The following is a 23,201-nucleotide window of genomic DNA, read 5'->3' as shown; positions in this document are numbered from 1 at the left end:
CCTTCGAGGGCGGGCACTACATCAGCGTCGTCGGCTACCGCGATGGCGGGAACGTGGTGAAGATCGCCGACTCCGCCGACCCGAACACCGCCTCCTACGAGGTCACCGTCGAGCACCTCGCCGACTGGATCGCCACCCGCGGCTACGCCACCAGCTGACCCACAGCACACCAGCTGCACAGCACACCAGCACACCAGCACACCAGCACCCCAGCACCCCAGCACACCGCCGAAGGGCCGGACCCCACCACGGGGCCCGGCCCTTCAGCATGTCCAGGCCGCGCCCCGCGCCCCGCGCCCCGCGCCCCGCGCCCCGCGCCCCGCGCCCCGCGCCCCGCGCCCCGCGCCCCGCGCCCCGCGCCCCGCGCCCCGCGCCCCGCGCCCAAGATCCTCACAACTTCCAGGATGTTGCTGCCTCAGACACGCAGGAGACACCAACATCCTGGAAGTTGCGCGCATCATGGCAACGAGCGCCCGGGGCGAGCCCTTTGGTTGGGGTCACGGATCCTTTGGAGCTGATGTCGTAGACGAATCAGCGTCGCGACGGCATCCAGGGCATTGCGGTGGCAGCACTTGGTCCTGCTGCAAGGGCCGCGCGAGGGCAACACCGCGCGAGGGCAACACCGCACGCAGGCAACACCGTGCGGGGGCGAGCCGCACCCAGGCGACGCCTTGCCGGGGCAACGCCGAGCGGGGTAACGCCGCACGCAGGCAACGCGACGCGCAGGCAACCCCGCACCCAGGCAACGCCTTGCCGGGGCAACGCGACGCGACGCGCAGGCAACCCCGCCCGCAGGCAACGACGGGGTATTGGTGGCCGTAGAAGTTCGGCGGCAGCGCCGAGCAGCGCACTCCGAGCTGAGGTCATGACGAGCTGAGGTCATGACTCGTTTACGACATCAGCTCTACAGCCTGCCGTACACCTATGTCCGTCCCCCTGCGCCCGGCGCGACCTGGTCGCGCGCCCCGGCAGAGACGCGCCCCCTGCGCCCGGCGCGACCTGGTCGCGCGCCCCGCCGGAGACGCGCCCGCCGACGGCGACCCGTCGCGGACCGAGGGTTCAGCCGCCGGAGTCGTCCATCTCGGCGCCCTCGGGGACGGTGTCGTCGTCCCGGCTGGCCAGCCAACCGTCTGGCAGTGCGACCTTGCCCGGCGAGTTGGTGCGCCCGCGCGGCTGCCCGAGGGCGGTCACCGGGAACGGCTCCGCCGGGTCGAGCTTGCCGAGCAGGTCGTCGAGCTGGGCCAGGCTTTCGATCATCGCCAGGGAGCGGCGCAGCTCGCCGCCGACCGGGAAGCCCTTGAGGTACCAGGCGACGTGCTTGCGGAAGTCAGTGCAGCCGTCGCGTTCGCCTCGGGCCGGGTTGCGCGCGCCGGCGCTGAACTGGTCGACCAGCAGTTCGGCGTGCCGCCGCATGGTCACCGCCACCTCGCCGAGGGTGGGCAGCCGCCGCTCCGGCCGACCGTTGAAGGCGGCTTCCAGGTCGGCGAAGAGCCACGGCCGGCCCAGGCAGCCGCGCCCGACGACCACGCCGTCGACGCCGGTGTGGGCCACCATCCGCAGCGCGTCGTCGGCCTCCCAGATGTCGCCGTTGCCGAGCACCGGCACGTCGAGGGCCTGCTTGAGGGTGGCGATCGCGTCCCAGTCGGCGGTGCCGGAGTAGCGCTGCGAGGCCGTTCGCCCGTGCAGGGCCACCGCGGCCACGCCGGCGTCCTGGGCGGCGAGCCCGGCTTCGACGTACGTCAGGTGGTCGTCGTCGATGCCCTTGCGCATCTTGACCGTGACGGGCACCCCGGACGGCGCCGCGGCAGCCACCGCGGCCCGCACCAGCCGCGCGAAAAGCCGGCGCCGCCACGGCAGCGCCGCGCCGCCGCCCCGCCGGGTGACCTTGGGTACGGGGCAGCCGAAGTTGAGGTCGATGTGATCGGCCAGGTTGCGCTCGACGACGATCCGCACGGCGGCGGCGGTGATCTCCGGGTCGGTGCCGTAGAGCTGGAGGCTGCGGGGCTTCTCGTCGTCGCCGAACGCGATCATGCGCAGTGTCTTCGGGTTGCGCTCGACCAGCGCCCGAGTGGTGATCATCTCGCAGACGTAGATGCCGCCGCCCTGCTCACGGCAGAGCTGGCGGAACCCGACGTTGGTGATCCCGGCCATCGGCGCGAGCACGACAGGCGGCCACACCTGGTGCTGGCCGAGAGTCAGCGGGCGCAGCGCCGGCACGGTCGAGGCAGTCACCGCACAAGTGTACGGGGCCCCGACCGGCGCTGATCGCGTCGGCCGAGGCCCCGTGGGCGGAGTCTCAGCAGCCCGGGAGTCGCTCGATCAGGTAGCGCTCGACCTGGTCCAGGGAGACCCGCTCCTGGGCCATGGTGTCCCGGTTGCGCACCGTCACGGCGTTGTCGTCCAGGGTGTCGAAGTCGACGGTGACGCAGAACGGGGTGCCGATCTCGTCCTGCCGGCGGTAGCGGCGGCCGATCGCCTGCGAGTCGTCGAACTCCACCACCCAGCGCTTGCGCAGCAGCGTGGCGAGGTCCTTCGCCTTGGGCGACAGCGCCTCGTTGCGGGACAGCGGCAGCACCGCCACCTTGACCGGGGCGAGCCTCGGGTCGAACCGCATCACGGTGCGCTTGTCCACGCCGCCCTTGGTGTTCGGCGCCTCGTCCTCGTCGTACGCCTCCAGCAGGAAGGCGAGCACCGCCCGGGTCAGACCGGCGGCCGGCTCGATGACGTACGGCATCCACCGCTCGCTCTTGCTCTGGTCGAAGTACGACAGGTCGACGCCGGAGTGCTTGCTGTGCGTGGAGAGGTCGAAGTCGGTGCGGTTGGCGACACCCTCCAGCTCGGCGAACTCGGTGCCGCCGAACTGGAAGCGGTACTCAATATCCACAGTCCGCTTCGAGTAGTGCGACAGCTTCTCCTTGGGGTGCTCGTACAGGCGCAGGTTGTCCGCCGAGAGGCCCAGGTCGAGGTACCAGTTCCAGCGCTCCTGGAGCCAGTACTCGTGCCACTGCTCGTCGGTGCCCGGCTCGACGAAGAACTCCATCTCCATCTGCTCGAACTCGCGGGTCCGGAAGATGAAGTTGCCCGGGGTGATCTCGTTGCGGAACGACTTGCCGGTCTGCGCGATGCCGAACGGCGGCTTCTTGCGGGCGACCGTCTCGACGTTCTTGTAGTTGACGAAGATGCCCTGCGCGGTCTCCGGGCGCAGGTAGTGCAGCCCTTCGTCGCTCTCCACCGGGCCCAGGTAGGTCTTCATCAGGCCGTTGAACATCTTCGGCTCGGTGAAGGTGCCCTTGTTGCCGCAGTTGGGGCAATTCAGCTCCGACAGGGAGGTGAGCGGCTTGCCGTGCTTCTCGGCGTACGCCTCCTCAAGGTGGTCCGCGCGGAACCGCTTGTGACAGAACTGGCACTCGGTGAGCGGGTCGACGAACTCGGCGATGTGGCCGGACGCCTCCCACACCTTCCGGGCCAGGATCACGGCGGAGTCCAGGCCGACGACGTCGTCGCGCTGCTGGACCATGGTCTTCCACCACTGCCGGCGGACGTTCTCCTTGAGCTCCACGCCGAGCGGACCGTAGTCCCACGCCGATCGGGTGCCCCCGTAGATCTCACTGGAGGGGAAGACGAAGCCTCGGCGCTTGGCGAGGCTGACGACGGCGTCGATACGGTCGGCTGGCATGTTTCCTCCTACGCCGGCTGGCGGTCGGCGGGGGCGAGATGTGGATGGAACGGTCGGTTCGGGGACCACGGTACGACGATCGACCCCCCGAGCCCCAGCAGAATACCGGGGACGGGTCAGCTGACCTCGCAGACCTCCACGCCGCCGGTCTGACCGTCCTGGCCGAGGCTGACCTGTTGCCGCTCCCGATCGCCGCCGGCAAGGGTCACGTCGACCGGCACGGTCAGGTAGGTGGTGTCCACCTCACCCACCCGGAACGCGGTCACCTGCGGCTCGGCGGCGGCGCGCCGCTCGAACTCCGGCCGGGACTCACGCCGCTGCGCGTCGTCGCAGAGCTGGTCGTACGCCCGCCCGTAGTCCCGCTCGACCAGCGCCTGGTAGTAGTCGCCGGTCACGGTGCGGCCCTGTTCCCGGATCGCCTGGACTCCGCTGACGGCCAGGCCGACGACGGCGGTGCCACCCCCGCCGCAGCAGAGCGCCACGGCGAGCGCGCCGACGCCGAGGCCGATCCAGAGCCGGGTCCGGCGGCCCTCGGTGGGGGGCGCGGCGAACGGCGGAGCCACCCCGGGACCGGGTGGCGGGGCGGGTGCGGTCATAGGAGCAGCGTAGTGTCCGGCGGCTCAGCGGTAAGGACCCGCGGCCCGATCACTCTCGGCGACGACCACGGCCCCGCCGGGGGCGGCGGTGGCCAGTGCCTCGTAGGCGGAGGGTTCGTCGATCGACTCCGCGAGCAGCGGTACGGCGCTGACCTTGACCTCGAAGGCGCCCAGGGCCCGCCGGTAGGTGCCGACCGACTCCCATTCGGTGACCAGTGACCAGTGCCGGGGGTCGTCGAGTGCCCGGACCAGTTGACCGCGCAGGTAGCCGGGGCGGGCGGCCAGCGCGGTGAGGGCGGCGTGCGCCCGTTCGGTGAAGTCGTCGGCGGTATCGACGTCGACCACGAACCGGTTGGTCACCAGCACCGGGGGTTCCTCCTCGTAGAGTCTGTGGGATGCAGCGTACGCAGCGCCCTCTGCTCGCCCGGTTGGCCGGGGCGAACCCGACGTCGGTGTTCCTGCTCACCCTGGTGGTGGTGCTGGTGGCGTTCTTCACGCCCGGGGTGATCGGCGGGCTGCTGACGCTCGCGCTCGCCGGGGTCCTGATCGCCCTGTTGGCGACGACCTGGGCGGTTCAGGCGCCGCAGACCCGGCTGATCCGGCTGGTGATGCTCACCCTGCTGGTGACGGTGGGTCTCGCGAAGCTCCTCTGACATGCAATCATGCGTTTTTGACAATCATTATCGTTGCCACGGACAGTTGACGACATGACCAACCGCACCACGTACCGTGTCCTGGCCGCCGCGACCGCCCTGCTCACCCTGGCCGCCGGGGCCGGCTGTTCCTCCAGCGGCGCCGGCGCCGACCCGCAACGAGTCGACGTGGTGGCCGCGTTCTACCCCCTCCAGTTCCTGGCCGAGCGGATCGGCGGCGACGCGGTCCGGGTCACCAACCTGGCCAAGCCCGGCGCCGAGCCGCACGACCTGGAACTCAACCCGAGCCAGGTCGGTGAGGTCAGCGACGCCGAGCTGATCGTCTACCTCAAGGGGTTCCAGCCGGCGGTGGACGACGCCGTGGCCCAGAACGGCGGCGACCGGGCGTTCGACGTGACAAGCGTGCAGCCGCTGCTGGACGCGTCCGCCGGCGGCCACGACCACGAGGGCGAGGAGGGGCACACCGAGGAGAGCGGCGGCAAGGATCCGCACGTCTGGCTCGACCCGACCCGGTTGGCCGGCATCGGCGACCAGCTCGCCCAGCGACTCGGCACTGCCGACCCGGACCACGCCGCCGACTACACCGCCCGGGCGGCGGCCCTGCGCGCCGATCTGACGACGCTTGACGACGAGTTCAAGCACGGTCTGGCGACCTGCCAGCGGCGGGAGATCGTGACCAGCCACGCCGCGTTCGGCTACCTCGCCGACCGGTACCAGCTCGACCAGGTCGGCATCACCGGGCTGAGCCCCGACGTCGAGCCCTCGCCGCAGCGCCTCGCGCACGTGATCGAGGAGGCGAAGGAGCACCAGGCCACCACGATCTTCTTCGAGACCCTGGTCAGCCCGAAGGTGGCCGAGACCATCGCCGGTCAGGTCGGCGCGAAGACCGCCGTGCTCGACCCGATCGAAGGGCTCGCCGCCGGCAGCGACGGGGACTACCTTTCGGTGATGCGCACCAACCTGCGGACCCTGCAGACCGCCCTGGGCTGCTCGTGACCTCACCTGTCATCACCGTCGAGCACGGGGTGGTCGGCTACGACGGCCGCCCCGTGCTCCGGGACATCTCGCTCACCGTGAGCGCGGGCGAGGTGGTCGCGATTCTCGGCGCCAACGGCTCCGGCAAGTCCACCCTGATCCGCGCCGTGCTCGGCCTGGTGCCGATCAGCGCCGGCTCGGTCACCCTCTTCGACCGGCCGTTGCGCCGTTTCCGACAGTGGGCGCGCATCGGGTACGTCCCGCAGCGCCTGGGCGCCGGCGGCGGCGTGCCGGCCACCGTCCGCGAGGTGGTGGCCTCCGGCCGGCTGGCCCGTCGAGGGGTGCTGCGTCCGCCGGGTCGGGCCGACCGGGCCGCCGTCGACGCGGCGCTGCGCGCGGTCGGGCTCGCCGACCGGGCCGGCGACCCGGTGTCCACGCTTTCCGGCGGCCAGCAGCAGCGCACCCTGATCGCCCGCGCCCTGGCCGGCGAGCCGGAGCTGCTGGTCCTCGACGAGCCGACCGCCGGGGTGGACGCGGCCAGTCAGGAGGCGTTCGCCGGCGCGCTGCGCGACTTCGTCGCCCGTGGCGGGACCGTGCTGCTCGTCGCCCACGAGCTGGGCCCGCTGCGCCCGGTGATCAGCCGGGCCGTGGTCGTCCACGAGGGTCGCATCGCCCATGACGGCGCGGTGCCGGACCCGGCCGGCCACCACGCGGAGCCCGACCACGACCACGTGCACCCGCACTGCTACGACGAGCCCGCCGGGCTGTGGAGCAACTGACCCATGGAACTCTTCCAGTACCCCTACATGCAGCGCGCCCTGATCGGCGCGCTGGTGATCGGCCTGGCCGCGCCGGCGCTCGGCATCTACCTGGTGCAGCGCCGGCTGGCGTTGATCGGCGACGGGGTGGGGCACGTGGCGCTGACCGGGGTTGGGGCGGGGCTGCTGCTCAACCGCTCACCGGTGCTGGTCGCGGTGATCGCCGCCACCATCGGCGCGATCGCCATCGAGATCGTCCGCGCTCGCGGGCGTACCTCCGGTGATCTTGCCCTGGCCCTGCTCTTCTACGGCGGTATCGCGGGCGGCGTACTCCTGGTCGGTCTTTCCGACGCGACGAGCGCGAACCTGAACGCGTACCTGTTCGGGTCGCTGACCACCATCTCGCCCGCCGACCTGACCACCATCGCGGTGCTCGGCGCGGCGATCCTGGTCACGATGATCGCGCTGCGCCCGGCGCTGTTCGCGGTGAGCCACGACGAGGAGTACGCCCGGGTCTCCGGCCTCCCGGTCCGCACGCTGAACCTGCTGATCGCGGTCGCCACGGCGGTCACCGTGACCATCGCCATGCGGGCCGTCGGGGTGCTGTTGATCAGCGCGCTGATGGTGGTGCCGGTCGCCACCGCTCAACAGGTCACCCGGGGTTTCCGCAGCACGATGGCGGCCGCGATGGCGCTCGGGTTGTTCGCCGCCGGCTCGGGTGTCTGGGTGGCGGCCACCGCGGACACCGCGCCGGGCGCGTCGGTGGTGCTGGTGGCGATCGCCTCGTTCCTGGTGGTGGCCGTGGCGGGCGGTGTCTGGCGGGTGGTGCGCCGCCGCACGACGCCGACCGCCGCACCGGCACCGGAGCCGCACGAGGTCGTGCTGAGCTGAGCCTGCGCGGTGGACGTCGGTGGTATTGGTTACCGTTGCAGGATGACCAGCGCGACGGGCTACGACGGATTCGACGGGGCCAGCGAGTTGCTCCGCGCCCTGTCCGCGCCCATTCGGCTGGCCATCGTCAGTGAGCTGGCCGGCGGCGAGCGGTGCGTGCACGAGCTGGTCGAGAAGCTCGGGGCCGCGCAACCGCTGGTCTCACAGCACCTGCGGGTGTTGCGCGGAGCGGGCGTGGTGCGCGGCTCCCGCCGAGGTCGGGAGATCGCCTACAGCCTGGTCGACGAACACGTCGCGCACATCGTGGCGGACGCGGTCAGCCACGCCGGGGAGGGATCATGAGCGAGAGCGGCGCCGCGGTGCGCAACACCCGGCAACGCTCGGCGGTGAGCGCGCTGCTGGGCGAGATGGAAGGCTTCCACAGCGCTCAGGACCTGCACGCGATGCTGCGCCAGCGCGGCGAGCGGGTCGGCCTGACCACCGTCTACCGCACCCTGCAGGGGTTGGCCGACGCGGGTGAGATCGACGTGATGCGCCCGCCGGGCGGCGAGCACCTCTACCGCCGGTGCAGCGAGGGGCATCACCACCACCTGGTCTGCCGGGTCTGCGGTCGTACCGTCGAGGTGGCCGGCCCGGCAGTGGAGAGCTGGGCCGACCGGGTCGCCGCGCAGCACGGCTACGCCGACGTCAGCCACACGCTGGAGATCTTCGGCACCTGCCCGACCTGCCCGCGCTGACCGGCAGCGCCGCCGCTGGCGCGACGCTCCGGTGCGGTCGGCGGCCGGTCGCGTGCCGCGCTCACATCACTGCTGCACGGAGCGGGACGTTCGTGGCACGCTGGCCGGCGTGAAAATCTATGCCGATCGGTTTCCGACCGCCGTCCGTCAGGTGCTCACCGACCTGCTCGTCGTCGTCTGGGTGTACGCGGCGATCCGCGGTGCGCTGTGGCTGCACGACCTGGTGCAGAAGCTCGCCGTACCGGGGCAGAAGCTGGAGGGCGCCGGTAGTGGCCTCGCCGACAACCTGGGCGACGCCGGCAGCAAGGTCGGCCGGGTGCCGCTGGTCGGCGACGAACTCACCGCCCCGTTCCAACGCGCCGCCGATGCCGCCCGATCGCTCGCCGACGCCGGCCGCGATCAGCAGCACCTGGTCGACCAGTTGGCCCTCGCCCTGGCCATCGCGGTGCTGATCTTCCCGCTCGGCATCGTGCTCCTCGGTTGGCTGCCGTTGCGGGTCCGCTGGATGCGTCGGGCCGGGTCGGCGGCGAAGCTGGCGGCCGGGCCGGCCGGCCGGGACCTGCTCGCCCTGCGCGCGCTGGCTACCCAGCCGCTGGGCCAGCTGACCCGGATCGGCCCGGACGTCGCCGAGGCGTGGCGTCGCGGCGACGACGCGACTGTCGACGCTCTGGCCGCCTTGGAGCTGCGCCAACTCGGTCTGCGCGGCCGGGGCCGCTAAGGTCGTCGGGTGTTCTACTTCCTCGTCGTCATCGCCGTCCTGCTGCTCGGCTACGCCGCCGTCCTGGTCTCCTTCGTCCGCCGGGGCAAGAAGATCCCACCTGCGGCGTACCTGGCGCTGGCCGGGCTCAACGGTCTGATCCTGGCGGGGGTGCTGGCCTGGGCGGTCTCCCGCTGACCAACACCGCCGGCCCGACCGGTCGACGACCCGCACCGCCGGCCGGCACGGCGGGCCGGCACGGCGGCCAGTCCGCGCGGCGCGGCGCTCACGGCTTCGGGGGGATGCGGCGGCGGACGTCCTCGGCGGTGGACGGACCGGGCGACCAGCGGGCCACCCAGGGCAGCTCCTCGGACGGGGTGAGCACACCCTCCTCCAGGCCCGCGTAGCGGCCGGCGAGGATGCGCTTCGCGGCGGCGGTGTCGACCGAGTCGGTGTTGTCCCAGAGCGCGGCGAACAGGGCGTCGACCCGCACCCGCGCCTGCCGGCAGAACAGGTCGGCCAGCTCGACGTTCTCCGGTCGGCTGTCACGTTCGGCGGTGGCCCGGACGCAGACCGCCGACATCGCGAACAACTCGGCGCCGATGTCCACCACCCGGCCGAGGAACGCCTGCTTACGTTCCATCTTTCCCTGCCAGCGGGACATCGCGTAGAACGTCGACCGGGCCAGCTTGCGCGAGGAACGCTCCACCTGGCGCAGGTGCGCGGCGAGCGGGGCGAACTCGGCGTACGCCGAGGGGGTCTGCCCCCGGCCCACGGCGAGGGTGGGTAGCCACTTCGCGTAGAAGGCGCCCGCTCGCGCGCCGGCGCGGGCCTTGCGGCCCAGCCCCGCGTCCGGATCGATGATGTCGCCGGCCACCGACAGGTGGGCGTCGACCGCCTCCCGCGCGATCAGCAGGTGCATGATCTCGGTGGAGCCCTCGAAGATCCGGTTGATCCGCAGGTCGCGCAGCATCTGCTCGACGGCGGCCGGGCGTTCGCCACGGGCCGCCAGCGAGTCGGCCGTCTCGTAGCCGCGCCCGCCCCGGATCTGGACCAGCTCGTCGGCGATCTTCCAGGCCATCTCGCTGGCGTACAGCTTGACCAGCGCCGCCTCGATCCGAATGTCGTTGCGGTCGTCGTCGGCGAGCAGGCAGCAGAGGTCGAGCATGGTCTCCATGCCGTACGTGGTGGCGGCGATGAAGGACAGCTTCTGCGCGACCGCTTCGTGCTCGCCCACCGGTCGACCCCACTGGACCCGGTCGGCGGCCCAGCCACGGGCCACGTTCAACGCCCACTTGCCGGCGCCCACGCACATCGCCGGCAGTGAGAGCCGGCCGGTGTTCAGGGTGGTCAGGGCGATCTTCAGCCCCTTGCCCTCGCCGCCGATGACGTTCTCGGCGGGGACGAACACGTCGTGGAACCGGGTCAGGCTGTTCTCCAGGCCGCGCAGGCCGATGAACTCGTTGCGCCGCTCGACGGTGATGCCCTCGCTGTCGCCGTCCACCACGAACGCGGTGATCCCGCCCCGGCGGCCCTCAGTGGCCGGCACCCGGGCCATCACCACCAGCAGGGTCGCCACGATGCCGTTGGTGGCCCAGAGCTTCACCCCGTTGAGCCGGTAACCGGTGCCGTCCTCGGTCGGCTCGGCGACGGTGGCCAGCCGGGCCGGGTCGGAGCCGACGTCGGGCTCGGTGAGCAGGAACGCCGACACCTCACCGGCCGCGAGCCGGGGCAGGAAGCGCTGCTTCTGCTCGGCGGTGCCGAACATCTTCAGTGGCTGTGGCACACCGATCGACTGGTGGGCCGAGAGCAGCGCGCCGATGGCCGGGCTGACCGAGCCGGCCAGCATGAGCGCCCGGCAGTAGTGCAGGTTGCTCAGCCCGAGCCCGCCGTACTTCCGGTCGATCTTCATGCCGAACGCGCCGAGGTCAGCCAGGCCGTGGAACACCGAGTCGGGTATGGAGCCGTCCCGTTCGATGGCGGCGCCGTCCACCTCGGAGGCCAGGAAGGCGCGGAACCGACCAAGGAACTCCTCCGCCCGGGCCACGTCGTCCGGGTCGGATCGGGGCCACGGGTCGATCAGGTCGAGCCGGAAGCGGCCGAGGAACAACTCCTTGCCGAAGCTGGGTCGGTCCCAGGTGGACTCTCGGGCGGCTTCGGCGACCTGCCGGGCCTCCTTCTCGGAGACCTGTCCGGCTTCCGCGGGCAGTGGCGCCGCGGCCTGGGCGGTGGCTTCGGAGTCGGGGCCGTCCGGTGCCGGTCGGCCGTTCTGCGTCGTGGTCACGGCTGCCCCCTCGAAGTTCGGTGCGGCTGCGTCGACGTGTGCGACTACCCGTCACGCTACCCCCGGTTGTTACCCGGGGGTAGCGCTGCGTGCGGATCGGTGGGGTCAGCGGCCGTCGATCGTGTCCGGGTCGTCGTCATCGTCGTCGATGTCGTCCTCACCCCAGTTGCGCCGGGCGAACGGCAGGATCATCCAGAACGTGAGGAACCACAGCCCGGTCAGGGCGCTGAGCAGGAAGGCGATCGGCCGGTCCAACACGAAGTCGGTGATCAGCAGGACGGCGCTGACCATCGCGATCAGCATGAAGGCGAGACCGCCGGTGGCCATCCGGTGGGCGAACCGCACCAGTTCGGGCTTACGCCCCTGCCGGAAGAGCGCCCGGTGGAACGCCACCGGCGAGATGATCATCGCGGTGGCGGCGGCCGCCGCGAGCAACGCCACGATGTACACGTCGCGTTGGAACTCGCTGGTCCTGGTGAACCCGTTACTGAACGGCAGGGTGAGCAGGAAGGCGAAGAGGATCTGAACGCCAGTCTGAGCGACCCGCAACTCCTGCAGCAGGTCGGCGAAGTTGCGCTGCCAACGCTGCTTCTCGGTCTCCTTGGACACGCGCTACCTCCGGTGAGACGCTACTGCCGGCGGTCCCGGCCGCCGGCAGCAACGCCAATGCCCCACCCGGCCGAGCGCGAAACAGGTTCACGACATCGGCCGTTCATCGTGTGGCAACGTCAGGACCCGCGTCGGATGCGGCCCGCGTACCGGGCTTCCAGCTCGTTGTTGTGTGCGTCGCCGTCGGGGATGTTCGCCGACAGGTAGACCGGGGGCCGCTGCCCCGCCGCCAGCAACCGCGCCACGACCTCCACCGTCACCTGCTGGGCCAGCAACGCCGCGGTGATCGAGGAGACCGCGCCGACCGCGCCACCGCCGGGCAGGGGCAGCGTCGCGTCGCCGTACGGGGCACCGTTGTCGAGCACCACGTCGGCGAGGTCGCTCAGCTTGCGCCCCGACGGGTGCCGGGACGTCATCCGGCCGGAGTGCTGCGCCGAGGTGATCGCCACCAGCCCGTGACCGTGCTCCTTCACCAGCGTGGCGAATTCCACCATCGCGCCGTTGACCCCGGAGTTCGAGGCGAGCACGAAGACGTCGGTGGGGCGAACCGGGGCCAGCTCGTAGAGGCGGTGCGCGACGGCCGGGTCCCGCTCCAGCAGCGGGCCGAGCCGGTCGGCCGGCTCGCCGCCGATCAGCACCAGGTCGCGCAGCGCGATCCGGTTGGTCGGCACCAGACCACCCGCCCGCCCGGCGATCTCCATCGCGAGGGCCTCCGAGTGCCCGGTGCCGAACGCGTGCACCACGCCGTCGGCCCGGACCGCCTCGGCGATCAGGTCGGCGGCCCGCCCCACCGCCTCCCGCTGGCTGGCGGCCACCCGGCCGATCGTCTCGGTCACCACGGCCAGGTAGTCCTCGGCACTCACCGTCATACGTCCTCCGTCGTTCGATTGCCTGCCACTTAGCCGGCCCGGGCCAGGATCGCCTCGGCGAGTGGGGCCGGCGCCTCGTCCGGAATCCAGTGACTCACCCCGGACAGCCGCACGAAGCGGTAGTCCCCGGTGACGTTCGGCGCGCACGCCTCGGCGGCGGTCCGGCCGATGGCGACGTCCCGGTCACTCCAGACGTACGTGGTGGGCACCGTGACCGGGCCGACGCCGGCCAGGTCGGCGCGGGACATCGCCCGGTACCAGTTCAGGGCCGCCGTGAGCGCCCCCGGCTCGCGCATCGGGTCGGCGTACCTGTTCACCCGGGACGCGTCGCCCACCCCGCCGAGCAGCTTGCGCAGCGCGGCGGCGTGCCACGCCAGCAGCACCTTCTCCGCCTTGTCCGGCTTGCGGAACAACGCCATGTACGACGAGCGGGCCTTCTGTCCGCTGTCGGTGCTCAGGGCGTGCGCCATGGCCGCCGGATGCGGCACGGACACCGCGGTCAGTGTGTGCACCCGGTCGGGGTGCCGGGCGGCAACCGCCCACGCCACCACCGCGCCCCAGTCGTGGCCGACCAGGTGCACGGCGTCCAGCTCCAGCGCGTCGAGCACCGCCACCACGTCGGCGACGAGTTCGGGGATGCGGTAGTCGGCCACCGCAGTAGGCCGGGCGCCGGGCGAGTAGCCGCGCTGGTCCAGCGCGTACGTGCGCAGCCCACCCGTGTGCAGCCGCGGCACCACGTCGTCCCACTCACCGCTGTGCTGAGGGAAACCGTGCAGCAGCAGGACGGGCACGCCGTCCGGTGGACCGTCGACTGTCACGTCGAACGTGAGGCCTCGTGCATCAACCCGCATGATCGGAAGCGTACCCAGAAGACGGTGGGCCGGCCGCTCCCGCAGGTCAGGCGCATGCCCTGCTGGGCCCACGACCCGGGTCGGTGTTAGCGTCACCGAGACAACTTCATATCCGACAGGGGAGCGCACAGCGCTGAGAGTGCGGGTACGCCCGCAGACCCTCGAACCTGATCTGGGTAATGCCAGCGCAGGGAGTTCGGTCGACCTCCAGCCGCGCCGCAGTCCGGTGCCACCGGACGCGGCGTGCGTCTTCTCCTGGTTCTCTTCGTTGAACTGGGAGCAATCATGGACAACACCACCAACCGTTGGCGCACCATCGACATCGTGGTCGCCTCGGTGATCGCGGTCGCCTTCGGCGTCATCTTCTGGGCCTGGGGCCTGGTCTGGAGCGCCACCGAGGGCGCGTTCGCCTTCTTCCCGCCGGCGCAGACGCTGCTCTACGGCGTCTGGTTGATGCCGGCGGTGATCGGTGGGCTGGTCATCCGCAAGCCCGGTGCCGCGCTCTACTGCGAGACCGTGGCCGCGGTCCTGTCCGCGCTGCTGGGCAGCCAGTGGGCCGGCACGGTGATCCCGCAGGGGATCGTGCAGGGCATCGGCGCCGAGCTGGCCTTCGCCGCCTTCCGGTACCGGTCGTTCCGGCTGCCGACAGCCGTGCTCGCCGGCGCGCTGACCGGTCTCAGCGCCGCGTTGTTCGACTTCTTCGTCTGGAACGTCGACTACGCGCTGGCCGACTACCGCATCCCGTACGCGCTGCTCACCGTCGTCAGCGCCACCGTGATCGCCGGCGCGGGCGGCTGGCTGCTGACCAGGGCCCTGGCCAACACCGGCGTCCTGGACCGCTTCCCGGTAGGCCGAGACCGCGCCCTGGTCTAACCCCCACCCGATGGCGTTGATCAAGAGGTTTGCGTCAACAGAAGCCGGTTTTCTGACGCAAACCTCTTGATCAACGTGGATGAGGCGGGGCTGGACAGGTTGGGAGGGGGTTCGGTGGGCGCTGTGGTGTTGCGGGGGTTCGGGTGGCGGCACGCCGGGCGGCGGGCCTGGGCGCTGCGCGGGGTCGACCTGCGCATCGAGGTCGGGGAACGGGTGCTGCTGCTCGGGCCCTCGGGGGCCGGCAAGAGCACCCTGCTCAGCGCGCTGGCCGGGCTGCTTCCCGACGACTCCGGCGAGCAGGAGGGCACCGTCGAGATCGACGGGCTCGACCCGCGCAAGGGGCGGGAACGGGTCGGCGTCGTCTTCCAGGACCCGGAGACCCAACTGGTGATGGCCCGCTGCGGCGACGACGTCGCGTTCGGGCTGGAGAACCGGGGGGTACCTGCCGACGAGATCTGGCCCCGGGTCGACGAGGCCCTGCACCGGGTCGGCTTCCCGTACCCTCGGGACCGCCGCACGGCGGCGCTCTCCGGCGGCGAGCAGCAACGCCTCGCCCTGGCCGGCGCGCTGGCCCTGCGCCCCGCCCTGCTGCTGCTCGACGAGCCGACCGCCAACCTCGACCCGGCCGGGGCCGACCTGGTCCGGCACGCGGTGGCCGGCGCGCTGGACGTCGACACCACGCTGATCCTGGTTGAGCACCGGGTCGCCGAGGCGTTGCCACTGGTGGACCGGGTGGTCGTCCTGGAACCGGGAGGCGGCGTCCGCGCGGACGGCACCCCCGAGGCGGTCTTCGCCGCCCACGGCGCCGCCCTGGCCGCCGAGGGCGTCTGGGTGCCCGGTCACCCCATCACGCCCCGGGCCGCCACCGCCGGGCCCGGGGAGCTGTTGCTCACCGCCGACCAGGTCGGCCTGCCACCCCGGCTGGGCGACACCAACCTGTCGGTACGCGCCGGTGAGGCACTCGCCGTACGCGGACCCAACGGTGCCGGCAAGTCCACCCTGGCGTTGCTGCTCGGCGGTCTGCTCCGGCCGGGCAGTGGGCGGGTCACCGCGTCCGCCGAACTGGCCGGCCCGGACCACCGCACTCCCCCGCACCGCTGGCGGGCGCCCGCGCTGGCCCGGCGGATCGGGTCGGTCTTCCAGGATCCGGAACACCAGTTCGTCACCAGCACCGTCTTCGACGAGCTGGCGCTCGGCCCACGCCGCACCGGTCAACCGGAGGCGGTGGTCAACGAGACGGTGGCCGGGCTGCTGGAACGGCTGCGGCTGGCCCGACTCGCCGCCGCCAACCCGTACACCCTCTCCGGTGGTGAGGCGCGGCGGCTGAGCGTGGCGACCGCCCTGGCCACCGCGCCCCGCCTGTTGATCTGCGACGAACCCACCTTCGGCCAGGACCGGCGGACCTGGCGGGAGTTGGTCGACCTCTTCGCCGACCTGCGCGACGCCGGGCACGGGGTGGTCACCGTCACCCACGACGCGGACTTCGTCGCCGCGCTCGCCGACCGCACCGTCACCCTGCACCGCGCCCCGGACGACCACCGATGATCAGCATCGAGCCGGTCGCCGCGCCGGACGCGCCGTTGGCCCGCCGCAACCCGGTGGCGAAGGTCGCCGCCGCACTCGCCTTCTCGTTCATCCTGCTGGCCACCCTGGACCCAGTCGCCCCGGCGATCGCCATCGCCCTCGAACTGGCCGTGCTGCCGCTGTTCGGCATCCGCTACCGGGTACTGGCCCGACGGGCCTGGCCCCTGCTGCTCAGCGCCGCCGGCATCCTGGTCACCCTGGTGCTGTTCGCCGCCGACCGGTCCGGTCGGGTCCTGCTGGACGCGGGGCCGGTGCTGGTGAGCACCGGCGTGCTGCTCACCGCGCTCGGCCTGGTGCTGCGGGTGTTCGCGGTGGCGCTGCCCGGCGTGATCGTGTTCGCGACCACCGACCCCACCGACCTGGCCGACGCGTTGATCCAGAACGCGAAGGCGCCGGCCCGGTTCGCCATCGGGGCGCTGGCCGCGTTCCGGCTGGTGCCGCTGCTCGGTCAGGAGTGGCAGATGATCAGCATGGCTCGGCGTGCGCGCGGCGTCGACGCGGGACGCAATCCGGTGGCGAAGCTGCGGCTCTTCACCTCCACCGCGTTCGCCCTGCTGGTAGGGGCGATCCGTCGAGGCACCCGGCTGGCCGTGGCGATGGACGCGCGTGGCTTCGACGCCGGCACCCCCCGTACCGTCGCCCGCCGGCAGCACTTCACCCGCGCCGACGCGCTCCTCATCGCCGGGGCCGTCGTGCTCGCCGCAGCAGCCCTGACCACGAGCATTCTCCTAGGCACCTTCCGCCCCCTGATCAGCTGACCCCACCCGCCGCGCGCCGCGCACTCACCGCGCGGCGCCGCCCGGCTCTGGCGCCTGCCGGCGGCAAGATCCGCACAACATCAGGGATGTAGTGGCCTCGCTGCCGACGGAGACCACTACATCCCTGATGTTGTCGTCACCACCCACCACCCACCACCCACCACCCACCGTCCACGCCGCAACCCCCGCCCGGCCCAGCCCCGCCGCACCCCCATCGATCTTGCGATTCCTGTCGTTGTTTCATCCCGGTATGCCGGTTGTGCGAGGACAGAAAGTGCAAGATCGGCGGGCGGGGCGGGTGGGGTGGGCGGAGTGGGGTGGGGTGGGTTGGTTAGCTGCGGCGGAAGGCGTAGCGGCGGGCTTGGCCGGCCTGTTGGCTGCGGCCGCTGCCGGAGCGGTTGCCGCCGCCCTGCGGCGGACCGGCCGTCGGTGCCTTCGGCCGCCCGGTTGGCTTCGGCAGGTCTGCCACCTTCGGCGCGTCGACAACCACCGGCACGTCGACCGCGTCCGGCAGGTCGACCGGCAGCACCACCTCGTCCGGGACGGCCGCCGACTGCGCCAACTCCACCAGCGCCCCCGGCTTGGCCAGCGCTCCCGGCTCCACCAGCGCCGCCGGCTCGGCCAGCGCCCCGGGCTCCATCAGCGCCGCCGGCAGGGACGGGTCGCGGGACGGCAGGGCGGGTGGCAGCGGGCCGTGGCCGGCCGCCGGGTCGACACCGAGCGGCGTCGCGCTGGGGGTACGGGTCTTCTTCGGGTTACGCCTGGCAGGCATCCGGGCCTCCTTCAGTGCCGACCGGCACGGCCGGTCCCGCGCAGCGGCGGTCGGTCGGATCGGCTGGTGACCGCCGTCGCGCGACGGTCGAGTGGGGAAGGGACTGCTCACCGGCGTCGGGCAGACCGTCGCCGCCGAACGGCGGGAGGGGGATGCGGGACGCCCGGGAGCGCACGGACCGCGACGCGGGACGGCGGGCCGGCTCGGAAGTGGGGCGTCAGTTACGCATGTCCGTACCCTAGCCACCGCCGCACCGGCGCGCATCCGTTTTTCCTGGCACCATCGGCTCATGCTGATCGCGTTCTCGATCACCCCGCTCGGCGGTGACGATTCGGTGGGTGACCTGGTCGCTGAGGCGGTTCGGGTGGTCCGTGCGTCCGGCCTGCCCAACCGGACCGATGCCATGTTCACCACCGTCGAGGGTGAGTGGGACGAGGTGATGGCGGTGGTGAAGCGAGCGGTCGACGTGGTCGCCGCGCGGGCACCCCGGGTGAGTGTGGTGCTCAAGGCCGACGTCCGGCCCGGGGTCACCGACGCGCTCACCGGGAAGATCGCCCGTATCGAAGCCCGTCTCGCCGAAGGCTGACGCGCGCGGCGGGCAATGACGACAGGTTTCCCTGTGCGGGGCTCGCCGACCATCGTCGGGCGTCGAAACCGCCAGCGTCATCGTCCACATCACGTGCAGTAACGCGACGTCGGTCACTGGTCCGTATCGGCTCACATCACGGTAAGTTTCCAAACGCTGATAGTGGTGTGACGAGAGGTGGCGGCACGGATGGCTGATCAGGCGAGGGCTCAAATCGGGGTGACCGGGCTGGCGGTGATGGGTCGCAATGTGGCTCGCAACCTGGCTCGCAACGGCTTCACGGTGGCAGTGCACAACCGCTCGCCGGAGCGCACCCGCAGCCTGGTCGCCGAGCACGGCGACGAGGGCACGTTCGTGCCGGGCGAGACGATGGCCGATTTCGTGGCGTCGCTGGAGCGGCCCCGCGCTGTCATCGTGATGGTGAAGGCCGGCGCGCCCACCGACGCGGTGATCGACGAGTTGGTGCCGCTGCTCGACGAGGGCGACATCATCGTCGACTGCGGTAACGCCCACTTCGCGGACACCCGTCGCCGTGAGGAGGCGCTGCGGGCGCAGGGGCTGCACTTCAGCGGCACTGGCGTCTCCGGCGGCGAGGAGGGCGCGCTGCGCGGGCCGAGCATCATGCCGGGCGGTTCCGCCGAGTCGTACGCGAAGCTCGGGCCGATGTTCGAGAAGATCGCCGCCCAGGTGGACGGTGTGCCGTGCTGCATGCACGTCGGGCCGGACGGCGCCGGGCACTTCGTCAAGATGGTGCACAACGGCATCGAGTACGCCGACATGCAGCTCATCGCCGAGGCGTACGACCTGCTCCGGGCCGGCCTGGACGCGACGCCGGCCGAGATCGCGGAGATCTTCCGGGAGTGGAACAACGGCGAGTTGGAGTCGTTCCTCATCGAGATCACCGCCGACGTGCTGGCACACACTGACGCGACGACCGGCCGCTCCTTCGTGGACATCGTGCAGGACCGGGCCGAGCAGAAGGGCACCGGTCGGTGGACCGTGCAGAGCGCCCTGGACCTGGGCATCCCGATCACCGGGATCGCCGAGGCGACCTTCGCCCGCTCGCTCTCCGGGCACGTCGACCAGCGTGAGGCGGCCCGCCGGGCGTTCCCCGACGCGGGTGAGAAGTGGCAGGTCACCGACCGGGAGACCTTCATCGAGGACGTCCGCCGGGCGCTGCTCGCTTCCAAGATCGTCGCGTACGCGCAGGGCTTCGACCACATCCGCGCGGGCAGCCAGGAATACAACTGGGACATCGATCTCGGGGGCACCGCGACGATCTGGCGGGGCGGCTGCATCATCCGGGCCCGCTTCCTCAACCGGATCCGTGAGGCGTACGACGAGCAGCCGGACCTGCCGACGCTGCTGGTGGCCCCGTACTTCGCCGAGGCGGTCAGCGCCGGTGTGCCGAGCTGGCGACGGGTGGTGGGCGACGCGACCCGGGCCGGGGTGCCGACGCCCGCGTTCTCGTCGTCGCTGGCGTACTTCGACGCGTTGCGCGCCGAGCGGCTGCCCGCGGCGCTGATCCAGGGTCTGCGGGACAACTTCGGCGCGCACACCTACCAGCGGGTGGACCACGACGGCTCGTTCCACACCACCTGGGCCGGCGACCGCACCGAGTCCCCGGCGTAGCCGGCGCAGCACCTCGGCGCCCCGCGCGCCCGACACCCCGCGCGACCGACACCTCGGGCGCCCGGCACCCCGCGCGCCCAGCGCCCAGCGCCCAGCGCCCAGCATGATCGTGCTGGATCCATGATGTAGTGGCCTCCGCGAAGGCGGAGGCCACTACATCCATGTTCCAGCGTGATCGTGGGAGGGCGACGCGAGCCGGCGGCGGTCAGGCGACCGTGGCGTGCATCTCCCAGACGAGGATCTCGGCCGGTTCGTCGGCGGTGACCCGTCGGCCACCGGTCATGGTGAGCCGGGCGGCGTCGCCGGTGCCGAGCGGGCCGCTGCCCTCCAGCGTCACGGTGCCGTTGGGCACGTAGAGGTGCACATAGGGCGCGTCGGGGATGGTGACCTCGTCGCCGGGCGCGAGGCGGGCGGCGTGCAGGGTCGCGTACCGGTTGCGGATGCGGATCGCGGACGCGCCGTCGTAGCGGTCCATCCCGGAGGCGATCGGCACCAGACCGCCGCGCAGCAGCTCGTCCTCGATCTCCAGCTGCTCGTAGCCGGGGTCGACGCCCTGCTCGTCGGGGAGCACCCACATCTGCACGAAGTGCACCGGGTCGCTGTGCGGCTCCTGGTTGTTCAGCCGCCAGGCGTCGTTCTTCTCCGAGTGCAGGATGCCCGTGCCGGCGCTCATCCGCTGGGCCAGACCCGGGTAGATCACCCCGGAGTGCCCGGTCGAGTCCTGGTGCACCAGCGAGCCGCGCAGCACCCAGGTCACGATCTCCATGTCCTGGTGCGGGTGGGTCTCGAAGCCGGCCCCCGGCCGGACCACGTCGTCGTTGTTGACCAGGAGCAGGCCGTGGTGGGTGTTGGCCGGGTCGTAGTGCCGGGAGAACGAGAAGGAGTGCTTGGAGTCCAGCCAGGAGATCCGGGTGGCGAAGCGATCATCGGCCCGCCGGATGTCGACGGCGGGCGCGGGTGCGGTCACCAGGCACGCTGCCCGGCGTCGGGGGTCGACGGCGCCCAGCCCAGGGCCGGCTCACCGATGGCCAGTTCGGCGATCTCACCGCTGCGCAGCGACGGTGTGTGGCCGAACTCGGCGCAGTGCTGCTCGGCGATCTCGGCGCAGATCTCGGCCACCTGCTCACAGATCGGGTCGCCCAGATCGGCGGCGTTCAACGCCATGATCATCTTGAATCGGAGATCCCGCATCTCGCCCCCCGCCGCCGTCGTCCCACCACCTCCGGACCCTACCCGCCGCCCTTGCGCAGGACCCCGAAACGAGCACACCACCCCGGCTCGGCACACCGCTTCCCACCCGCGCGTCGGCCGGCAACGTCGTCTCGCCATCGAGGGATACGACGGCGCCGCCCGCACGGGGTGCGGGCGGCGCCGGGGAGAGCTGGGGGGTTGGTCAGAAGAAGCGGCGGCGCTTGGCCTTCTGCGGACGGATCAGGTCCGCACCCTTCGTCAGCAACCGGGTCGCCCCGGAGGGACCACGCCGGGCCTCCAGGGTGTGGCTGAGCCGGCGGGCACCGGCAGCGGCCAGCGGCACCGCGATCGCCATCACCGCCCACTGGGCAATGCGCTTCTGGATCATGTGGGTTCACCTCCGTCAGTGGCTCCTGACGACTCTGATACCCAGAGTGACGTGCGGGTAAGCGCGTCGGCTCAGATAACCGGGGCGACCGGGTTGGGCAGCGCGCCGCCGAAGCGTCGGTCCCGCTGCGCGTACAACTCGCACGCGTACCAGAGGTGGCGGCGGTCGAAGTCGGGCCAGAGCGTGTCCAGGAAGACCAACTCGGCGTACGCGGTCTGCCAGAGCAGGAAGTTGGAGATCCGCTCCTCCCCGGAGGGGCGCAGGAACAGGTCCACCTCCGGGACCTCCGGGTGGTAGAGGTACTTCGCCACGGTCTTCTCGGTGACCTTCGCCGGGTCCAGCCGGCCGGCGGCCACGTCCCGCGCGATCGCGGCGGCGGCGTCACCGATCTCGGCCTGCCCGCCGTAGTTCACGCAGAACTGCAGGGTCAACGTCGAGTTGTCGCGGGACATCTCCTCGGCGGTCTGCAGCTCGGAGATGACGCTCTTCCACAGCCGCCCGGACCGGCCCGACCACACCACCCGGACACCGAGGTCGACCAGCTGGTCACGACGGCGACGGATCACGTCCCGGTTGAACCCCATCAGGAACCGGACCTCGTCGGGCGAGCGCCGCCAGTTTTCCGTGGAGAACGCGTACGCCGACAGGTACGGGATGCCCATCTCGATGGCGCCCTCGATGGTGTCGAAGAGGCTGTGCTCCCCCGCCTCGTGCCCCTTGGTGCGGGGCAGCCCGCGGTCCTTGGCCCAGCGGCCGTTGCCGTCCATCACCACCGCCACGTGCCTCGGCACCGCCTCGGCGGGCAGCGCCGGGGGGCGGGCCCCGGACGGGTGTGGCACCGGCGGGGTCGGCTCGCGCCGGCCAGCCTTCTTCGATCGGATCACTCGGTCACTCCCTGTTCGCGCCGTCCGCCCCGGCCTCGACGTCGCCACGTGACCGGAGCACCACGGCCCCGGTGCCTTCCGGCGGCGAGGCCGCGCCGGCCGCCGAGGGACCCCGGTCGACCAGCGGCAGCGAGCGTAGCGCGCGCTCCAGGTGCCACTGCAGGTGAGCCGCGACCAGCCCACTGCACTCCCGACGTACGGCGGCGTCGGTGGCGTCGGCGATCACCCAGTCGCCGGTGGTCAGCGCGGACATCAGATCGATGGTGGCCGGCGCGGGATGAGCCGCCCCGGGTGGCCGACAATCCGGACAGACCGCACCACCGGCCGGTACGGAGAACGCCCGGTGCCGCCCGGGCGTGCCACAGACCGCGCAGGCGACCAGCGCCGGTGCCCAGCCGGCCAGCGACATCCCCCGCAGCAGGTACGCGTCGAGCACCAGGGTGGTGGCGTGCTCGCCCCGGGACAGCGCCTTCAGGGCGCCCACGGTGAGCTGGAACAGCCGCAGCGACGGCTCCCGCTCCACCGGGGTCAGCCGCTCCGCGGTCTCGGCGATCGCGCTGGCCGCCGTGTAGCGCGGATAGTCACCCAGGAACCGTTTGCCGTACAGGTCGATGCCCTCGACCTGGCTGACGGTGTGCAGCGAGCTGCCCTGGTTGCCCTTCGGGTCACCGGCGAGCTGGAGGTCGACGTGGCCGAACGGCTCCAGCCGGGCACCGAACTTGCTGGTGGTGCGGCGGATCCCTCGGGCCACCGCGCGCAGCCGGCCGTGCCGGCGGGTGAGCAGGGTGATGATCCGGTCGGACTCGCCGAGCTTCTGCACACGCAGCACCACCGCGTCGTCGCGGTAGAGCTGTCGGCGATACCCGGCCATCGGGCCATTCTCCCTCGGGGTGTGAAATCAGGGTTGGTTCGGGGTGCAAGCGCGGATGAACCCCGA

General features: G+C 71.9%; 27 protein-coding genes, 1 pseudogene and 1 riboswitch. Of the genes and pseudogenes, 14 read left to right on the top strand and 14 right to left on the bottom strand.

Features of this window, described 5'->3' with window-relative positions; translation table 11 throughout:
- A pseudogene (locus tag ACX27O_RS31880) lies at positions 1 to 158 on the top strand (C39 family peptidase); the annotation flags it as partial.
- A 901-nt stretch (positions 159 to 1,059) separates the two neighbouring features.
- Here the strand turns inward: ACX27O_RS31880 and dusB are convergent.
- The 4 genes from dusB to ACX27O_RS31860 form a co-directional block, all read right to left on the bottom strand.
- Positions 1,060 to 2,232: a tRNA dihydrouridine synthase DusB gene (dusB, locus tag ACX27O_RS31875; protein WP_030338204.1), complete on the bottom strand. Its 1,173-nt coding sequence runs from the start codon at positions 2,230 to 2,232 to the stop codon at positions 1,060 to 1,062.
- Between the two features lie 64 nt (positions 2,233 to 2,296).
- Positions 2,297 to 3,676: a glycine--tRNA ligase gene (locus ACX27O_RS31870; protein WP_030338202.1), complete on the bottom strand. Its 1,380-nt coding sequence runs from the start codon at positions 3,674 to 3,676 to the stop codon at positions 2,297 to 2,299.
- Positions 3,677 to 3,792: 116 nt separating this feature from the next.
- The gene (locus ACX27O_RS31865) at positions 3,793 to 4,272 is read right to left on the bottom strand and encodes a hypothetical protein (protein WP_030338200.1); all 480 of its coding nucleotides are present in this window, start codon (positions 4,270 to 4,272) and stop codon (positions 3,793 to 3,795) included.
- A gap of 24 nt (positions 4,273 to 4,296) precedes the next feature.
- Positions 4,297 to 4,638: an antibiotic biosynthesis monooxygenase family protein gene (locus ACX27O_RS31860; protein WP_030338198.1), complete on the bottom strand. Its 342-nt coding sequence runs from the start codon at positions 4,636 to 4,638 to the stop codon at positions 4,297 to 4,299.
- Between the two features lie 29 nt (positions 4,639 to 4,667).
- On the opposite strand from ACX27O_RS31860, the gene ACX27O_RS31855 reads away from it, so the two are divergent.
- The 8 genes from ACX27O_RS31855 (at position 4,668) to ACX27O_RS31820 (ending at position 9,181) form a co-directional block, all read left to right on the top strand.
- Positions 4,668 to 4,925, top strand: coding sequence for a hypothetical protein (locus tag ACX27O_RS31855; RefSeq protein WP_030338196.1), 258 nt, complete (start codon positions 4,668 to 4,670; stop codon positions 4,923 to 4,925).
- A gap of 54 nt (positions 4,926 to 4,979) precedes the next feature.
- The gene (locus ACX27O_RS31850; protein ID WP_030338195.1) at positions 4,980 to 5,921 is read left to right on the top strand and encodes a metal ABC transporter substrate-binding protein; all 942 of its coding nucleotides are present in this window, start codon (positions 4,980 to 4,982) and stop codon (positions 5,919 to 5,921) included.
- Positions 5,918 to 6,679 carry a metal ABC transporter ATP-binding protein gene (locus tag ACX27O_RS31845; RefSeq protein WP_210865379.1) on the top strand — a complete coding sequence of 254 codons (762 nt, stop codon included), beginning with the start codon at positions 5,918 to 5,920 and terminating at the stop codon, positions 6,677 to 6,679. The genes ACX27O_RS31850 and ACX27O_RS31845 overlap by 4 nt, the downstream gene beginning before the upstream one ends.
- A gap of 3 nt (positions 6,680 to 6,682) precedes the next feature.
- Positions 6,683 to 7,549: a metal ABC transporter permease gene (locus tag ACX27O_RS31840; protein WP_030338190.1), complete on the top strand. Its 867-nt coding sequence runs from the start codon at positions 6,683 to 6,685 to the stop codon at positions 7,547 to 7,549.
- 42 nt (positions 7,550 to 7,591) lie between these two features.
- Complete coding sequence (locus ACX27O_RS31835) at positions 7,592 to 7,891, top strand: ArsR/SmtB family transcription factor (protein WP_030338189.1); 300 nt, start codon at positions 7,592 to 7,594, stop codon at positions 7,889 to 7,891.
- A complete protein-coding gene (locus ACX27O_RS31830) occupies positions 7,888 to 8,286 on the top strand; it encodes a Fur family transcriptional regulator (protein ID WP_030338188.1) in 399 nt (132 codons plus the stop codon). The genes ACX27O_RS31835 and ACX27O_RS31830 overlap by 4 nt, the downstream gene beginning before the upstream one ends.
- Before the next feature lie 109 nt (positions 8,287 to 8,395).
- The gene (locus ACX27O_RS31825; protein WP_357640687.1) at positions 8,396 to 9,004 is read left to right on the top strand and encodes a hypothetical protein; all 609 of its coding nucleotides are present in this window, start codon (positions 8,396 to 8,398) and stop codon (positions 9,002 to 9,004) included.
- Positions 9,005 to 9,013: 9 nt separating this feature from the next.
- Complete coding sequence (locus ACX27O_RS31820; RefSeq protein ID WP_167337361.1) at positions 9,014 to 9,181, top strand: hypothetical protein; 168 nt, start codon at positions 9,014 to 9,016, stop codon at positions 9,179 to 9,181.
- Positions 9,182 to 9,269: 88 nt separating this feature from the next.
- Here the strand turns inward: ACX27O_RS31820 and ACX27O_RS31815 are convergent, their stop codons facing one another.
- The 4 genes from ACX27O_RS31815 to ACX27O_RS31800 all read right to left on the bottom strand — a co-directional run bounded on the left by ACX27O_RS31815 (position 9,270) and on the right by ACX27O_RS31800 (position 13,596).
- Positions 9,270 to 11,267, bottom strand: coding sequence for an acyl-CoA dehydrogenase family protein (locus tag ACX27O_RS31815; RefSeq protein ID WP_030338178.1), 1,998 nt, complete (start codon positions 11,265 to 11,267; stop codon positions 9,270 to 9,272).
- 105 nt (positions 11,268 to 11,372) lie between these two features.
- Positions 11,373 to 11,876, bottom strand: coding sequence for a DUF6328 family protein (locus ACX27O_RS31810; RefSeq protein WP_030338176.1), 504 nt, complete (start codon positions 11,874 to 11,876; stop codon positions 11,373 to 11,375).
- Positions 11,877 to 11,995: 119 nt separating this feature from the next.
- Positions 11,996 to 12,745 carry a sugar isomerase domain-containing protein gene (locus ACX27O_RS31805; protein ID WP_030338174.1) on the bottom strand — a complete coding sequence of 250 codons (750 nt, stop codon included), beginning with the start codon at positions 12,743 to 12,745 and terminating at the stop codon, positions 11,996 to 11,998.
- Positions 12,746 to 12,774: 29 nt separating this feature from the next.
- Complete coding sequence (locus tag ACX27O_RS31800; protein ID WP_458940542.1) at positions 12,775 to 13,596, bottom strand: alpha/beta fold hydrolase; 822 nt, start codon at positions 13,594 to 13,596, stop codon at positions 12,775 to 12,777.
- Positions 13,597 to 13,703: 107 nt separating this feature from the next.
- Positions 13,704 to 13,808: riboswitch (TPP riboswitch) on the top strand.
- Between the two features lie 73 nt (positions 13,809 to 13,881).
- Between ACX27O_RS31800 and ACX27O_RS31795 the strand changes: the two genes are divergently transcribed.
- The 3 genes from ACX27O_RS31795 to ACX27O_RS31785 all read left to right on the top strand — a co-directional run bounded on the left by ACX27O_RS31795 (position 13,882) and on the right by ACX27O_RS31785 (position 16,811).
- Positions 13,882 to 14,469, top strand: a complete 588-nt coding sequence (locus ACX27O_RS31795; protein WP_030338170.1) for an ECF transporter S component — start codon at positions 13,882 to 13,884, stop codon at positions 14,467 to 14,469.
- Between the two features lie 114 nt (positions 14,470 to 14,583).
- Positions 14,584 to 16,014 (top strand): ABC transporter ATP-binding protein, encoded by a 1,431-nt coding sequence (locus ACX27O_RS31790; RefSeq protein ID WP_030338169.1) that lies wholly within the window; start codon positions 14,584 to 14,586, stop codon positions 16,012 to 16,014.
- The gene (locus ACX27O_RS31785; protein ID WP_458940541.1) at positions 16,011 to 16,811 is read left to right on the top strand and encodes an energy-coupling factor transporter transmembrane component T family protein; all 801 of its coding nucleotides are present in this window, start codon (positions 16,011 to 16,013) and stop codon (positions 16,809 to 16,811) included. Before ACX27O_RS31790 ends, ACX27O_RS31785 begins: the two co-directional genes overlap by 4 nt.
- 331 nt (positions 16,812 to 17,142) lie before the next feature.
- Here ACX27O_RS31785 and ACX27O_RS31780 read toward each other — a convergent pair whose 3' ends face one another.
- Positions 17,143 to 17,583, bottom strand: coding sequence for a hypothetical protein (locus ACX27O_RS31780; protein ID WP_156057897.1), 441 nt, complete (start codon positions 17,581 to 17,583; stop codon positions 17,143 to 17,145).
- Between the two features lie 289 nt (positions 17,584 to 17,872).
- On the opposite strand from ACX27O_RS31780, the gene ACX27O_RS31775 reads away from it, so the two are divergent.
- Together ACX27O_RS31775 and gndA are read left to right on the top strand one after the other, a co-directional pair.
- Positions 17,873 to 18,169, top strand: a complete 297-nt coding sequence (locus ACX27O_RS31775) for a thiamine-binding protein (RefSeq protein ID WP_030336432.1) — start codon at positions 17,873 to 17,875, stop codon at positions 18,167 to 18,169.
- Between the two features lie 189 nt (positions 18,170 to 18,358).
- Entirely contained in the window at positions 18,359 to 19,801 is a 1,443-nt protein-coding gene (gene gndA, locus ACX27O_RS31770; protein WP_458940540.1) for an NADP-dependent phosphogluconate dehydrogenase, read from the top strand.
- Positions 19,802 to 20,006: 205 nt separating this feature from the next.
- On the opposite strand, the gene ACX27O_RS31765 is transcribed toward gndA, so the two are convergent.
- The 5 genes from ACX27O_RS31765 to recO all read right to left on the bottom strand — a co-directional run bounded on the left by ACX27O_RS31765 (position 20,007) and on the right by recO (position 23,135).
- Positions 20,007 to 20,768 carry a pirin family protein gene (locus ACX27O_RS31765; RefSeq protein WP_030336436.1) on the bottom strand — a complete coding sequence of 254 codons (762 nt, stop codon included), beginning with the start codon at positions 20,766 to 20,768 and terminating at the stop codon, positions 20,007 to 20,009.
- Positions 20,765 to 20,992, bottom strand: a complete 228-nt coding sequence (locus tag ACX27O_RS31760; protein ID WP_030336439.1) for a hypothetical protein — start codon at positions 20,990 to 20,992, stop codon at positions 20,765 to 20,767. Before ACX27O_RS31760 ends, ACX27O_RS31765 begins: the two co-directional genes overlap by 4 nt.
- A 202-nt stretch (positions 20,993 to 21,194) precedes the next feature.
- A complete protein-coding gene (locus ACX27O_RS31755; RefSeq protein WP_030336441.1) occupies positions 21,195 to 21,380 on the bottom strand; it encodes a hypothetical protein in 186 nt (61 codons plus the stop codon).
- 71 nt (positions 21,381 to 21,451) lie between these two features.
- On the bottom strand, positions 21,452 to 22,264 hold the full coding sequence (locus ACX27O_RS31750; RefSeq protein ID WP_030336443.1) for an isoprenyl transferase: 813 nt from the start codon (positions 22,262 to 22,264) through the stop codon (positions 21,452 to 21,454).
- A 4-nt stretch (positions 22,265 to 22,268) separates the two neighbouring features.
- The gene (recO, locus tag ACX27O_RS31745; protein ID WP_210859606.1) at positions 22,269 to 23,135 is read right to left on the bottom strand and encodes a DNA repair protein RecO; all 867 of its coding nucleotides are present in this window, start codon (positions 23,133 to 23,135) and stop codon (positions 22,269 to 22,271) included.
- Between the last annotated feature and the right edge of the window lie 66 nt (positions 23,136 to 23,201).

Source organism: Micromonospora sp. SD19, assembly GCF_054462275.1.
The sequence above is the reverse complement of the archived record's forward strand: the minus strand, read 5'-3'. Positions and strand labels throughout refer to the sequence as shown.